At 60.4% G+C, this 14246-nt stretch carries 12 protein-coding genes; 10 read left to right on the forward strand and 2 right to left on the reverse strand.

Annotated elements, in window-relative coordinates:
* Window positions 1–71 precede the first annotated feature (71 nt).
* The 6 genes from eccCa (at window position 72) to rpsI (ending at window position 7065) form a co-directional block, all read left to right on the forward strand.
* A complete protein-coding gene (gene eccCa, locus EL217_RS02175) occupies window positions 72–3761 on the forward strand; it encodes a type VII secretion protein EccCa (protein WP_126318304.1) in 3690 nt (1229 codons plus the stop codon).
* Window positions 3762–4940 carry a type VII secretion-associated protein gene (locus EL217_RS02180; protein ID WP_126318307.1) on the forward strand — a complete coding sequence of 393 codons (1179 nt, stop codon included), beginning with the start codon at window positions 3762–3764 and terminating at the stop codon, window positions 4938–4940.
* 133 nt (window positions 4941–5073) lie between these two features.
* On the forward strand, window positions 5074–5388 hold the full coding sequence (locus EL217_RS02185; protein WP_005277114.1) for a WXG100 family type VII secretion target: 315 nt from the start codon (window positions 5074–5076) through the stop codon (window positions 5386–5388).
* 44 nt (window positions 5389–5432) lie between these two features.
* Entirely contained in the window at window positions 5433–5720 is a 288-nt protein-coding gene (locus EL217_RS02190; protein WP_005277116.1) for a WXG100 family type VII secretion target, read from the forward strand.
* 359 nt (window positions 5721–6079) lie between these two features.
* Window positions 6080–6523: a 50S ribosomal protein L13 gene (rplM, locus tag EL217_RS02195; RefSeq protein ID WP_126318309.1), complete on the forward strand. Its 444-nt coding sequence runs from the start codon at window positions 6080–6082 to the stop codon at window positions 6521–6523.
* The gene (rpsI, locus tag EL217_RS02200; RefSeq protein WP_126318311.1) at window positions 6523–7065 is read left to right on the forward strand and encodes a 30S ribosomal protein S9; all 543 of its coding nucleotides are present in this window, start codon (window positions 6523–6525) and stop codon (window positions 7063–7065) included. Before rplM ends, rpsI begins: the two co-directional genes overlap by 1 nt.
* A gap of 327 nt (window positions 7066–7392) precedes the next feature.
* Here the strand turns inward: rpsI and EL217_RS02205 are convergent, their stop codons facing one another.
* A complete protein-coding gene (locus EL217_RS02205; RefSeq protein ID WP_126318313.1) occupies window positions 7393–9318 on the reverse strand; it encodes a BCCT family transporter in 1926 nt (641 codons plus the stop codon).
* A 196-nt stretch (window positions 9319–9514) separates the two neighbouring features.
* On the opposite strand from EL217_RS02205, the gene glmM reads away from it, so the two are divergent.
* The 4 genes from glmM (at window position 9515) to EL217_RS02225 (ending at window position 13321) form a co-directional block, all read left to right on the forward strand.
* A complete protein-coding gene (gene glmM / locus EL217_RS02210) occupies window positions 9515–10858 on the forward strand; it encodes a phosphoglucosamine mutase (protein ID WP_005277129.1) in 1344 nt (447 codons plus the stop codon).
* Between the two features lie 95 nt (window positions 10859–10953).
* Window positions 10954–11268 (forward strand): hypothetical protein, encoded by a 315-nt coding sequence (locus EL217_RS02215; RefSeq protein WP_034653448.1) that lies wholly within the window; start codon window positions 10954–10956, stop codon window positions 11266–11268.
* Entirely contained in the window at window positions 11268–13043 is a 1776-nt protein-coding gene (locus tag EL217_RS02220) for a hypothetical protein (protein ID WP_126318315.1), read from the forward strand. The genes EL217_RS02215 and EL217_RS02220 overlap by 1 nt, the downstream gene beginning before the upstream one ends.
* On the forward strand, window positions 13043–13321 hold the full coding sequence (locus EL217_RS02225; RefSeq protein WP_023016768.1) for a hypothetical protein: 279 nt from the start codon (window positions 13043–13045) through the stop codon (window positions 13319–13321). The genes EL217_RS02220 and EL217_RS02225 overlap by 1 nt, the downstream gene beginning before the upstream one ends.
* Before the next feature lie 22 nt (window positions 13322–13343).
* On the opposite strand, the gene EL217_RS02230 is transcribed toward EL217_RS02225, so the two are convergent.
* Window positions 13344–14177 carry a dienelactone hydrolase family protein gene (locus EL217_RS02230; RefSeq protein ID WP_126318318.1) on the reverse strand — a complete coding sequence of 278 codons (834 nt, stop codon included), beginning with the start codon at window positions 14175–14177 and terminating at the stop codon, window positions 13344–13346.
* Window positions 14178–14246: the final 69 nt, after the last annotated feature.

Genomic DNA, 14246 nt, shown 5'->3' on the forward strand with positions numbered 1-14246 from the left:
CACCGCAGCGCGGGGAATCTTGGCAGGGGGCCAAGGGCGCTAAGCGTGTGGATCGGGGGAGGATTTTGCCCATGCTTGGGATCGGGGAAACCCACATCGTGGAGCCATTGTCCATGCCGCTTCGGGACGCGCCACCGCCGCTTCCCACCGGCACCATCGAGGCAGAGGAAGTTCCGGAAGCGGTGCGCCCGCAGCCGGTGCCGCTGGTGCGTCTGCTGCTGCCCATCGTGATGATCGCCGCGATGTTGGGCATGGTGGCGCTGATGGTGTTGGGCGCGGGCGATTCGCGGCATATCAGCCCGGTATCCCTGATGTTTCCGCTGATGATGCTGGCCAGTATGGCCATGATGTTTGGGCCGCACAATAGCGGGCAGGACCCGGATGAAACCCGGCGGACCTACTTGCGCCACATTAAGGCGCTGCGGGAAAAGGCGCTGGATAATGCCGGTGCGCAGCGTGCGCACGAGCTGTACCGGCATCCGGATCCGGCGGGGCTGGAACCGCTGGTGGGATCGCGGCGCATGTGGGAGCGTGGGCCTGATGATCCGGATGCCTTGGAGGTGCGCGTGGGCACTGGGCCCACCACGTTGTGCACGCCCATCAACGTGCCTGATTCTGGTGCGACCGAGGACCTGGACCCGGTCTGTGCGGTGAGCATGCGCCAGGCCATCAAGGCGGTGGGCACCGTGCCGGATCTCCCGGTGGTGATCCAATTGCAGGCCTTTAGGTTTTTATCCTTTACCGGCGATAATGCCCGCGATACGGTGCGCGCCCTCGTCATGCAGCTAGCCCTGGCGCACGGTCCCGAGACCATCGGGGTTGAGGCCATCGGCGGCGAGTGGGAGTGGCTAAAATGGCTGCCGCATACCCGGGAGCCCGATAAGGCGCGGTTTCGCATTGTGCTTGTCGATGCCCTCCTGGCCACCGGCACCGAAGACTTCTTCCACGGCGATTCTTATACCACCGTCATTGAGGTAGGCGGCGCGCCGTCGTCTGCGTTGAGCCTGCGCGCGGAACAAGAAGGCCTGTGCCTCGTCGCGGCGGATACCCTGCAGGCGGTCACGGCCGCGGGCGTGGAAGAACTAGGCACACCCGATAGTTTGGGCACTGCCGCGGCCACGATTATGGCCCGCCGGATGGCGGTCTTTCGCCGCCCCGATAGCACCTCTGGGCGCCGGGGCAATGATTTGCTGGGGCTGCTCGGTTACAGCGGCGTGGACGAGTTGGCCGCCAGCGGCATGTGGCACGGGCGCGATGGTGCCTCGCGGCTCATGGTGCCCATCGGCATCGATTCCATCGGGCAGCCGGTGACCGTGGATCTCAAAGAATCCGCGCATGGCGGAATGGGGCCGCACGGCCTATGCATCGGGGCGACGGGCAGCGGTAAATCTGAGCTCCTGCGCACCCTGGTGACCGCACTTGCCGCCACGCATAGCCCGGATGAACTCAATCTCGTGTTGGTAGATTTCAAGGGTGGTGCGACCTTCTTAGGCTGCGATCGCCTGCCGCATACCTCCGCGGTCATTACCAACCTTGAAGAGGAATCCACCCTGGTAGAGCGCATGTACGATGCCATTTCCGGGGAGATGAACCGCCGTCAAGAACTCCTGCGTACCGCCGGCAACTTTGCCAATGTGGGCGAGTACAACGCTTCTGCGGATGCCGTGCGGGACTATGGGCCCTTGCCGGCGCTGGTCATCGTCGTCGACGAATTTTCCGAGCTCTTGGGCCAGCACCCGGACTTCGCCGAGCTCTTCGTTGCCGTGGGGCGCTTGGGGCGCAGCCTCCACGTGCACCTTCTTTTGGCCTCCCAAAGGCTCGAGGAAGGGCGCTTGCGGGGGCTGGACTCCCACTTGTCCTACAGAATCGGCCTGAAAACCTTTTCCTCCGCCGAATCCCGCCAGGTCCTTGGCGTGACCGATGCCTACCACCTTCCCGGCCAACCCGGCGCCGGTTACCTGAAATCCGATGCCGAGGATCTCACCCGCTTTCAGGCTTCCTACGTATCAGGGCCACTCGCGCGCCGGGCTGCACCTGGCACGGGGATGCACGCGGCCACGGACCAGGACGGCAACCCCGCAGGCCCGCCGCGCCGGGTGGAGCTTTTTACAGGCTGGGCGCAGGACGATGCCGCTGCACAGAGTTCTCCTGCTGTGGTGATGGATGAATCCACATCGGTTCTTACTGAGGTGGTTCGCGCCGCCGGCGAAGAGGCCGCCGCACGCGGCCAGGAGGCCCACCGCATCTGGCTACCTCCGCTGCCGCCGGTCATTGAACTATCGTCCCTCGATATGGAGAATGCGGGTTCCAATGCAGCGGAACTATCCGCGCCGATCGGGATTATCGATAGGCCGTACTACCAGCGCCAAGACCAACTAGTCATCGACTTTCACCAACACGGCGGCCACCTTGCCCTGTGCGGGGGACCGCAATCCGGCAAGTCCGGTGCGCTGCGCACGATAGTCTCCTCTCTGGCGCTTAACCGGCGGCCGGAAGATATCCGCTTTTATGTCATCGACTTGGGCGGTGGGCAGTTAGCCGCTCTGGACCGGTTACCGCACGTTGCCGGGGTAGCCGGGCGCGAGGAAGGCGAAAAGATCCGCCGCATCGTCGATGAGGTTGCCGGGTTTATTCGCCGGCCGGAATCGCGCGAGACCTTCTTGATTATCGATGGCTGGCACCACATCGGTCCATCCAATGCGGAGTTTGAGGATATAGCCGAATCCATTACGGATATCGTCGCTGATGGCGCCTCCGCCAATGTCCACGTCGTCATCGCGACCTCCCGGTGGACCACGATGCGGCCGGCGATTAGGGATCTCATTGCGAACCGCCTCGAGCTGCGCTTGGGCGAGGCGCTCGATTCGCTTATTGACCGCAAGCTGCAGCAAAAACTGCCCAGCGCGCCGGGCAGGGGGCTGACACAGGCCGGCGAAAATATGCTGCTCGCCCACACCTCGAATCAGGATATTGCCCATATCTGCCGCGTGCATGCAAACGCCGTTCCCGCCCCGCGCTTGAAGATGCTGCCGGCGGTCCTGACCCCAGAGGCGCTCGCCGCCCATGGCGAAGCACCTACTGGCGGCATCCCGTGGGGCATCGGCGGGCGCGACCTTTCCACCTTGGCGTGGAATCCGGAGCGCGAGCCGCACCTAGTTGCCATCGGCGCCCAAGGCTGCGGCAAGTCCAATTTCTTGGCACAGATAATGCGCGGGATTAGTAGCCTTCCGCGGGAGGCGGCGCGATTGGTGGTCATCGATCAGCGCCGCGCTCACCTGGGCACGCTGGATCAGGACATGGTGGCGGCCTATGCCGCAACGCAATCAAGCGCGCAGGAGGCAATCGTTAATACCGTGCGCACGCTGGAACAACGCTTGCCGGGGCCGGATATCACCCCAGAGCAACTCGCCGCCCGCGATTGGTGGGAGGGCCCGGATATTTACGTGGTGATCGATGATGCGGACTTGGTCAGCGATATAGCCTTGGCACCCTTACTCGATCTTCTGCCTCATGCGCGGGACATCGGCTTGCACATGGTCATCGCCCGAAAATCCGGCGGCATCGGCCGGGCACTGTTCGGCCAATTCTTTTCCGCGGTGCGCGATCTGCAACCCGCATTCCTGCTTTTCGATGCCGACCGCGACGAAGGCACCATCTTCGGGCTCAAGCCCAGCCACCAGCCGCCCGGGCGCGGGCAGTGGAGCATCCGCGGCGAAAACCTGGGAATCGCCCAGGTGGTCTATGGGGAAGGAGAAGAATAAATGTCTACAGAAACACCTATCTCCTCACCAGCGGCAACGATTACGGTGACCGTTATGGATGCGGCCACCATCTTTGAAGGCCCAGAGACCGTGTACCGCTACGATCTCGCCGGGACCGGCATCGTAGAAGGCAAGGCCTTAGGCCACGTCATGGACCAGATTGCGAAGATCGCTGGATCCGCTTGGCCGGACGTGGACGTATCCGTCATCGCGGATCCCTCTGGCACCGCCGTCTCCCGCGAGGCCGTCACCATTCTTACCCGCCAACTCGATGTAGCCGGCGCCCGCGTGCGGCAGCAGGACGCAACACCCGCACCGGAATCAACTCCAGCACGAGAGGCTGAATCGGCTGCGGGCGAGGCAGGGGCACCGTCGGCAGTAGCGGCGGCATCGGCACTTGCGGATGCCCCAGAATCCGCGCCCACCGCCCAGATGGATATTTCCACGGGCCGCACGGAAACAACGGCTGACCCGGGAACTGGTGCGCGAGCAGAAAAAGGGCAGGGGACAGGCACGCGGTGGGCCGATAAGCTGCGCGGCTGGATAGGTGCCATCGATATGTTTCATGTCGCCATCGTCGTGGTGATCCTCGCCGTCGTCGGCGCCTCGTGGTGGGCCATGGGGGCGAATGCGTCCGATAATGAGGACGGCGGCGAGGCCGGCACCGCCGCTGGAAGTGCCACCGCTGCGAGCGCCGCCGACTCCGTGCCAAAGGAAGAATCCGGTGGTGGCAGCGATGGCAACGCGGACGCGGCTGGCGACGCGGGCGGTGACGGCGAGCTCAACCCAGGCGAAAAGCGCCTTGATATCGAAGGGCTGTCCGTCGTCCTTCCCACCGGATTTCAGGCCACTGTGGAGGAAGGCCTAGTGACCGCCACAGGAGAAGACCCTGATTTAAGGATTCTCTTAGCGGCGGACTCGCTTTTTAACGTGCCAGCCAGGGCACTCTTTGATGAAATCAAAGCGCAGGTAGACAAGGATCCGGAACTGCGCGATGTATCCGAGGACGCAGGGCGTTTGCACTATATAGAAGACCCCGGCGATGGCTCCGTTGTGGAATGGACCATCTGGGAAGATACCGGGCACCACATGTCGGTGGGGTGCCATACCCGTCATAATGCCAATGCCGTGCAAAAAGCCGCGTGCCGGATGGCCACCGAATCCCTGAGTAAGAAATAAACAGAAAAGTTTTTAACGTCCCGGGAACCAAATGGGTCTGAGCACAGTCCAATAACGGTGAGAAAGCACAGAAGCTTTTTCGGGGGAAATCACACTCAACATCTCTTCCCGCCCTAAGGAGGGGCGCACTGTTATGTCTCAGACTTTTAAGACACAAGCCGATGTCATGGTCTCCACCGCCGGCCGCGTGGATAACACCAATGACGAAGTCCAAGGCGAGCTCACCCGCCTGCAGGGTGTAGTGGATTCTGTCCGCGGCAGCTGGGCCGGCCAGGCACAGGTTTCATTCGATAACTTGATGCAGCGCTACAACACCTCCGCGCAGCAACTGCGCGAGGCATTGACCTCGATTTCTGAAAACATCCGCAGCAATGCCCACAACTTCGACAACGTCGAAGCCGAAAACACCCAGGCCTTCTCCAATGTTGGCGGCGGCCTCGCCCTGTAACCAAGCCACCTTCACTAGCAATTTCGAAAGGAACCATTTTCCACATGTCCGAGATCAAGTACCAATTCGGCGCCATCTCTTCTGCCGCAGCTGATATCAACGCCACCTCCGGCCGCATCAACAGCACCTTGGCCGACCTCAAATCCCGCCTTCAGCCCATGGTGAGCACCTGGGAAGGTGAATCCGCAGTGGCTTATAACCAGGCCCAGGCCAAGTGGGATAAGGCGGCACAGGAACTCAATACGGTGCTGGCAACCATCTCCAAGACCGTGTCCCAGGGCAATGACGCCATGAGCGATGTCAACCGCCGCGCCGCCGCTAGCTGGGGTTAACGCACCCTTGGCAGCATCTATCTAGCCTGTTTCTTTAAAGCGCAGTAGGGGAGTCGGGCGGTGCCCGTGCCCGTATCCATCCGGCAGGAGGCGAACGCAGCCGCCGTCCCCTACCGCGCCACTTGCACAAACCGCCACATAGAACCTCTTTTGCCGGTACCTTTTCTTCCTGGAAAGGTGCCGGTTTCGGCGTTTTGGTCTTTTACTCCGATAGCGGCTAAAGTTGTAGCCCTATGTGTTCGCTCGTCGGCAAGCAGCTGGCGAAGCGCTTCCCGCAGGTCTCCACCGGCCGCTGTTGGGAAGCGAATGGATGCTTAGCGCTGGCCGGCAGTTCCGAGACAGACTTTCAAGGAGTCATTTTGTCTACTTTCCACCCAAAGAGCGGTGACATCACCCGCAAGTGGTACGTCATCGATGCTACTGACGTGGTGCTGGGCAAGCTTGCTTCCACCGTGGCAGACCTGCTGCGCGGCAAGCACAAGCCACAGTTCGCACCCAACGTTGACACCGGTGACCACGTCATCATCATCAACGCTGACAAGATTCACGTTTCTTCCACCAAGCGCGACCGCGAAATGCGCTACCGCCACTCCGGTTACCCGGGCGGTCTGAAGTCCATGACCCTGGGTCAGTCTTTGGACGCCAACCCGGTTCGCGTTATCGAAGAATCTGTTGCCGGCATGATGCCGCACAACAAGCTCTCCCGCGCTTCCATCAAGAAGCTGCACGTCTTCGTAGGCGATGAGCACCCGTACGCCGGTCAGAAGCCGGAAACCTTCGAGTTTAAGCAGGTGGCACAGTAATGGCTGAGCAGAACATCGACAACAATGTAGCCGAGGCTGCTGACATCGCTGCAGCAAGCGCCGCTACCGAAGAGTTCACCAACACCATCGGTGATTCGTTGGCTAGCGCCAACCCTGAGACCGAGGCAGAGGTTGAGGCCGCTGCTCCGGTTCACGAGGGCCCAATTCAGACCGTCGGTCGCCGTAAGCGCGCCGTCGCTCGCGTTCGCCTCGTTGCTGGCTCCGGCCAGATCGTGGTTAACGGCCGCGAGTTCGCGGAGTACTTCCCGAACAAGCTGCACCAGCAGGACATCCTCACCCCGCTGACCCTGCTGGACCGCGAGAACCAGTTTGACCTGAAGGTCACCGTTAACGGTGGTGGCCCGACCGGTCAGTCCGGCGCCCTGCGCCTGGCTATCGCTCGTGCGCTGAACATCTACAACCCGGCTGATCGCTCCGCCCTGAAGAAGGCTGGTTTGCTCACCCGTGACGCTCGTGCAGTTGAGCGTAAGAAGGCTGGTCTGCACAAGGCACGTCGCGCACCGCAGTACTCCAAGCGTTAATTTCGCTTCTACTGCGCGCGCAAGCGCCATACATTGCCGCTGCTTCCCATTTTGGGAGGCGGCGGCTTTGTCGTTTTATCGCTCTTGCCGGTGTCCCTTTCGTTTGGGACGGCCAAACTCCACCTGGCCGGCCTCTTGAGGCTGAGCCGTGCACGAGGCATAAGCGCTCAGTCGGGGCCGCGATGAAGCGCCCGCACGCCGCAGCGCGCCACGGACTGTAGGGACAGAGAAAGCCCGCCTCTCATCGCGGTGAGCGCTAATGCGCAGCGCGATGGAGGCGGGCTAGGGACCTAGAACCTAGAGGAGAAGGCCGGTTAGGCAGAGAGATTATTCATCGTCTTCTGCGGCCTTGTCCTTGGTTTTCTTCTGTGCAAAGTCCTTGAGCTCGGCGCGGCGCTCTTCGCGGAGGGCGGCCTGCTCTGCAAGGTATTCATCCGATGCATTGATAGTGTACCACTCGTGGAGGTACGGGTCATCGTTTTCAATTTCAGCCCCGGCGCCGTGGTTTTCTGGAACGGCAGAAGAGCTGAATACGAAGTCGCCATTGTGCTCTTGGAGGCCCAAGTGGGTGCCGCGCTCAATGGCGGCATGGGCATATTTCCTGCGCAGGATTGCAGGGTCGCGCGCCAAGTCCTTGCCCCAGGCCACCATGATGCCGATGAGGATGAAGGTAAACGGCAGCGAGCTGGAGACCATGATGGACTGCAGGCCGCTCAGGGCATCCTTGCCGGCGATAAGCAGCAGGGACAGGGAAATGCCGCCCAGGGCAACGCCCCAAATTGCAGAAATCGCGGTCGAAGGTACCGGTCGGCCGGATTGGGACATAGAGCCCATGACGTTGGTAGCGGAGTCCGCAGCCGTATTGAAGAAGACCACCACAGCGAGGAGGACGATGACCGTGGTGATGCTGGATAGCGGCAGCGATCTCATGAGATCGAACATCACATTCTCGCCGGAACCTTCGATCTCGATTCCATCCCCGTCCAGGTGAGTCTTGATAGCCGTGGCACCAAAGATGACGTACCAGAAAAGCGAAAGGGTGGTGGGCACGAGCATGATGACGAAGACGAATTCGCGAATGGTGCGCCCGCGGGAAATCTTCGCGATGAACATGCCGACGAAGGGCGACCAAGAAATCCACCACGCCCAGTACAGCATGGTCCATGCGGTGACGAATTCCTTTTCCGGTTCACCCTGGGAGGCCGACAGGGACATCATGTCTTCGAAGTGCTTGAAGAACTGCAGCAGGGAGGCGGGAAGCAGGTCCAGAATGTAGAGCGTCGGCCCAGTGATGAGCACGAAGACCGCGAGGCCGATGACCAGGCCCATGTTGATATTGGACAGGATGCGGATGCCGCGCTTGATGCCGGACATTGCGGAAAGAATGAAAAGGATGGTGAGGATTGTAATGATCACCACCATGATGCCGTTGCCTTCGAGGGGCTTGCCGGTAAGGATCGAGGTTCCCGTACGGATTTGCAGGGCACCGATACCCAGCGAGGTCGCCGTGCCAAAGAGGGTGACTAACACTGCGAAGATATCGACGATCTTTCCAAATACCCGGTTATTCGAATCCGTAATGAGGGGTTCAAATAGCGAGGAAATGAGCGGGATACGGCCGCGTCGATAAGCGGCATAGGCAAGCGCACCGCCCACCAGCGCAAAGATCATCCATGGCAACGTCGCGTGGTGCAGCACTGCCTGGGCAAAGGCAGGAAGGATGGCTTCTTGACTGCCGGATTCGACGCCGGAGAGATAAGGCGGGGGAGTCAAGAATAGGGCAAGCGGCTCCATCGGGCCGTAGAAGACCAGGCCGATTCCCATACCGGCGGCAAAGAGCATGGCGATCCAGGCGTTCCGGGAGAAATCAGGCTTGGAATCATCGGCGCCGAGCTTAATTTTTCCGGTTGGGGCGATGGCGATCGTCAGCAGGAATGCCGTGGTGGCAATCATGATGATCGTAAATAGCCATCCAAAGTTTTGGACGACCCATGCCCGCATGGTGCTTCCTGTGTTTGCCAGATTATCTGGGGCAATGATGGCCCACAGGATGATGGCGAAGGTTGATGCCAAGGCCACCGCAAAGACGGTTTTATTGGTCTTGAAATCGGCGCGGGTGTTTTCGACACTTACTCCGGGAATGAGGGCTGGATGAATAGCGCGTTCCCCAGAAGTGGCTTTCGCAATGGCTGAGCGAGCCTTCTGCGAGGTAGTTTCAGGTGACTTGTCACCTGAAGATCTAGGTTCGTTCATCGTTGATCCTCTCTAGGGCAAAAGAGTGAAGTATAACCTAGCTAATAATTTCATATAAATGCCAAAAAGTACGACTTTAAGCAAATTTTGCTTTTCATCACAAGGACATTTTTCGTGATGTTGGTTACCCAATTAGCCCGCTTGCCGATGCCCCAAAACATGCAACGGGTGGGACTTACAGGGCATAATTGTTTTCATGACTCGACTATTTGGAACCGATGGAGTTCGCGGCCTCGCGAATAAAAAGCTGACTCCCATTTTGGCCTTGACGCTGGGACAAGCGGCGGCGGAGGTCTTTACTGCGCAGCGCGAATCTTATGAGCGCCGCCCATTGGCAATCATCGGCCGTGACCCCCGCGTATCGGGCGAGATGCTCGATGCCGCCATCGCCGCCGGCTTGGCGTCGCGCGGCGTGGACGTTGTGCGCGTGGGGGTGCTTCCTACCCCAGCCATCGCCTTTTTGACGGATGATTACGGAGCGGATCTCGGCGTGATGATCTCTGCCTCCCATAACCCGATGCCAGATAATGGCATTAAGTTCTTCTCCGCAGGCGGCAAGAAGCTGCCGGATAGCGTGGAAGATAAGATTCAGGCCGCGATGGATAACCTCGTTGAGGAGGGCCCGACGGGCACCAAGCTGGGCCGTATTATCTCGGAGGCGCCCGATGGCCGTGAACGCTATCTAGCGCACCTGAAGGAGGTCGTCTCCACTGACTTGAGCGGCATCAAGGTGGTCGTGGATACGGCCAATGGCGCAGCCTCAAAGGTTGCTCCGAGCGCCTATGAAGCAGCAGGCGCTGAGGTCATCCCGATCTACCACCGGCCCAATGCCTTTAATATCAACGAAAACTGTGGCTCTACCCATATCGAAAAAGCCCAGGCAGCGGTGCTCGAACACGGCGCAGATTTGGGTCTTGCCCACGATGGCGATGCGGACCGCTGCCTCGCCGTTGATGCCGAAGGCAACGTGGTCGATGGCGATCAGATCATGGCGCTGCTCGCGGTAGGCATGAAGGAAGACAATGACCTGCGTTTCAACACGCTCGTGGCCACAGTCATGTCCAATTTGGGCCTGACGCTTGCCATGGAGGAGCAAGGCATTGAGGTCCGCCACGCGGCGGTGGGCGATCGCTATGTGCTCGAAGAGCTCCACCGCGGCGATTTCTCCCTGGGTGGCGAGCAATCTGGGCACGTCGTGCTTCCCGATGACTCCACTACCGGCGATGGCACTCTCACCGGCCTTTCCATCATGGCGCGTATGGCCAAGTCCGGAAAGAGCCTGAAGGAATTGGCCTCCGTGATGACCGTATTGCCGCAGGTGCTCATCAACGTTCCGGTATCCAATAAGGCGGCGATCATGGATTCTGCCGAGGTCAAACAAGCCATTGTGGAGGCAGAAGAAGAGCTCGGGGAAACCGGCCGCGTCCTGCTCCGACCCTCTGGCACCGAAGAGCTGTTCCGCGTCATGGTGGAAGCGGCCGAAGAAGAACACGCCCGCAAGGTAGCAGGCAGGCTTTCTGCCGTCGTCGCCTCGGTATAGGCAGGAAAATAAGAAGTACCGGGAACCATTTGGTATAAACCCCAGTCCAATGAAGGTGAGCACACTTACCGCATATGGATTTGGGGATTATACCGATGTCTGAGGTTTTTCTTCGCCCCGCAGAGGCGATGTCCGCACTACAACAAGCTATAAGCGCCAACGATGAACAGCGCCAAGCCCACCGCGCCGATGTTCCAGACTTTCCCGTTGCCGCGGCTGGGCGGAATTTTTCCGGCCACGGGGAGCGCATACGCAGCATCCTCGCGCGCATTCATGACAATGGAACATGGCGCTTAGACAATATCTCTGCCACGGGCCAGGCAGCGCACGATCAGATGCGCGCATTCGCCACGTACGATGCCGGCTTTAGCCGCTCCTTTGCAGGAGAAAGCGGAAAGGCAGTGGACTAATGAGTACGCTGACTAAATCGCTTTTAGGGGATTATTCCGCCGCCATTTCGCAGTTCCAATTGGCCTGCCTGGGAAATTACTCCGGCCCCAGCATGCCCTTGGGGCTTCTGAGTGAGCTCATCAGCGCGGTAGATGGAATCGCCCCACAAAACATACTGCGCCACACCATCTCCGCGGTGGGAGGAAATCTCCCGCACGGCGGCGGCACGGGGCTTGCGGATTTTCTGCGCACGGATGATTCCGAAGTCGCCCATGGCACCTTGCGCGAGCACCTGACCGGCATTCAAAAAGATTTTGATATCCACCGCGATGAAGGCAAGCAGCTTACTGACTCTGCCAAGCAATGCTCCGGCGCTATTTCCGATGTCGTCGATACCTCCGATACCGCACTCACCGAGCTGATTTCCGCGGTCATCCCGCTGCTCAATATCTTGTCCATGGTGGCCACTAGGCACCCGCTGGCCAAGTTCATTATTCCCATCGTCTCCACTATTGGTGCGAAGATCATCGATGACACCAATGACTCTATCGCCAGCACGTGCCGGGACCGCGATGATGCCATTGAATCCTGCTATGACGAGTTTGAATCCCGCTGCGAATGCGTCTGTGAGCGGCCTCTTCCTGAGGAATGCCCCGAGCCGGCAGAGGCCGAGGAGGATTCCTGCCCACCGCCAGTGGAAAAGTGCCTAGATACGCCAGCTCCCACGCGCCCGATGCCCGATGGCGGGGGCGACACCACTTCCAACCCGCCACAGCCAGCGCAGCCGACGCAACCCGCATCTACCGCTGAGTGCCCACCCAAGCCGGAACCGATGCCAGAGCCGACCCCGGAGCCAAAGCCAGATCCGAAGCCAGATCCGAAACCGGCACCGCAACCACAATCCGTACCCGAGCCGAAACCAGCTCCCGAGCCGCAACCGGAGCCGAAACCAGGACCGGCTCCTGAACCCGCACCTGAGCAGCACCTTTCCGGGTGCCAGTGCCAACAGTGCCGCGGTTTCGTAAACGAGGCGCCTCGACAGAACGAATCCACGACCACTCCGGCGCACGCAGATCCGAATCCTGAGCCGGAACCCAAACCACAAGACTGCCCACCGGAACAGCAACAACTCGCACCGCAGCCTGAACAGGACCCAGTACCTGAGCCTGTACCGGAAGATTCTGAGTGCGAAGAGGAACCAACAACACCGGCTGCCGTGGAAGATGATGCGGCCTGTGACATCGAGTCCTCCTGCAGCGGCAGCTTGGGAATCGTCGGCGCCGGAATCGCTTTGGTAGGTGTAGGCCTCATCATTGAGGGTGCTGCGGAGTGCCTGGAAAATATCGCCGATGCAGATTGCCCAGAGCCTGAACCGGAACCTGCGCCTGAGCCGGAACCCGAGCCCGCACCGGAGCCTGAACCAGAACCTTGTCCTGAGCCAGAACCAGAACCGGAACCGGAGCCGGAGCCGTGCCCAGAACCTGAGCCGCAGCCCGAGCCCGCGCCTGAACCCTGCCCGGAAGACGGAACAATTGAGCCACCTCCGGAGCTTTCTCAGGTGGAAGAGCCGGCCCCGCCTCCAGAAAAGGTGCAGCACCTGCAGGCAGCGGAAGCCGCTGGAGCTGGAGCACCTTCGCCAGAGCCGCAGCCTCAACCTGAGCCTGCACCAGCGCCTGCACCGGAACCTGCGCAGCCACAGGCCCCAGCCCCGCAACCAGCCCCGGCCCCCGAGCCTGCACCAGCGCCAAGCTCAGATGAACCATCCGTGACTGCACGAAAGGCAGGGCAGTGGTAATGAATAACGATTTTGCAGAATTCGCGCAGGGGTTTCGCGAGCGCACCGCGCGGCGCATGTTGGAATTTGAAAAAAGCCTGGCTAAGGCCCAAGACGAGCTAGAAAAGTCCACGGCCAAGGCCGTGCAACAGGCTAAAAATGAGCAGCGCGGGGGAAGGGACGGTGATGCGGTGGGGCATCGGCAAGCAGCTGCTGGAACGTGGCGCCGAAATAGTGCTGCCCCAACGCGTGTCAATAACGCATCGGGGCAGGTGAAATCTGTGCTGCGACGTGGATAGGTCTATTTCAGCGAATTAGCTTTTAGTCATCGCGGGAAATGCCGGCGCGCTCGGCCAGTTCATCGCCGGTCAAGCTTTCTAGCTTCTTCGCACTCGCCTCAGGATCCGCAAAGCCGTCATAGGCGGACTCGCCGGCGAGGGTGGAGAGCAAGAAGCCGGTGACGAGGCCGCGGGCGATTTCGGTGGGGCCGGATTGGAAGGCGCCGGAACCGATGGCTAATTTGCGGAAGCGATCTTCGCTAAAGCCGGCCTGCGTGCCCTTATCGATGGCCCGGTAAGCCACCTGGCCGCGCCAGTTATAGGCCAGCTTGGCGGGGTTTCCGGCATTGAAAATATCATCGCGCCCAGAGCCAATGACTAGGCCCGGCGTATCGAGGCTGCGGGCGGCCTCGACGGCGGACGGGGCGGTCACGGCGGGATAAATCGCGGCAACGGCCTTCACCTTGGGGTTATCAACCGCGCCCAAAACCGCGGTGCCGCCACCCATGCCGTGACCGATCATGCCGAGTTTGCCCGGCGATACTGTGATATTGCCGGTCCCCAGCCTCACCCCAGCGGCGATCTGCAACGCAGATTCCATGTCTGCGGACAGGTTGTGGTGGTCCGGGAAAAAGCCGGTTTCAGAATTGGGGGCAACCACGACGATGCCCCAGCTGGCGAGGTGGCGCAGCGTGGCGTGGTAATCCTTGATGCTGTGCATCCAATCGTGGCCAAAGGCGACGGCGGGCAGGCCTTGGCCCTCCGCAGGGGTATAAACCTTGCCGGTAATACCTGCATAATCAAGGTCGCCAACCAGCACGCGGTTGCGGCCACGCTTAGATAACGTTCCTAGGTGTTTATTCAAATTCGCAGACACGCATTCTAGGATAGATGAAGATCACCCCGTGCTGGTGGCAAGGGGTGGTCAGTGGCACATGCGGGGGAT

This window comes from Corynebacterium segmentosum (assembly GCF_900637825.1).
GTDB lineage: Bacteria > Actinomycetota > Actinomycetes > Mycobacteriales > Mycobacteriaceae > Corynebacterium > Corynebacterium accolens.

Bases quoted from the DNA above. Each gene is read 5' to 3' on its own strand.
- eccCa (WP_126318304.1), top strand. From the start codon at position 72: ATGCTTGGGATCGGGGAAACCCACATCGTGGAGCCATTGTCCATGCCG.
- EL217_RS02185 (WP_005277114.1), top strand. From the start codon at position 5,074: ATGTCTCAGACTTTTAAGACACAAGCCGATGTCATGGTCTCCACCGCC.
- EL217_RS02190 (WP_005277116.1), top strand. From the start codon at position 5,433: ATGTCCGAGATCAAGTACCAATTCGGCGCCATCTCTTCTGCCGCAGCT.
- EL217_RS02215 (WP_034653448.1), top strand. From the start codon at position 10,954: ATGTCTGAGGTTTTTCTTCGCCCCGCAGAGGCGATGTCCGCACTACAA.
- rpsI (WP_126318311.1), top strand. From the start codon at position 6,523: ATGGCTGAGCAGAACATCGACAACAATGTAGCCGAGGCTGCTGACATC.
- glmM (WP_005277129.1), top strand. From the start codon at position 9,515: ATGACTCGACTATTTGGAACCGATGGAGTTCGCGGCCTCGCGAATAAA.
- EL217_RS02205 (WP_126318313.1), bottom strand. From the start codon at position 9,318: ATGAACGAACCTAGATCTTCAGGTGACAAGTCACCTGAAACTACCTCG.
- EL217_RS02180 (WP_126318307.1), top strand. From the start codon at position 3,762: ATGTCTACAGAAACACCTATCTCCTCACCAGCGGCAACGATTACGGTG.
- EL217_RS02225 (WP_023016768.1), top strand. From the start codon at position 13,043: ATGAATAACGATTTTGCAGAATTCGCGCAGGGGTTTCGCGAGCGCACC.
- EL217_RS02220 (WP_126318315.1), top strand. From the start codon at position 11,268: ATGAGTACGCTGACTAAATCGCTTTTAGGGGATTATTCCGCCGCCATT.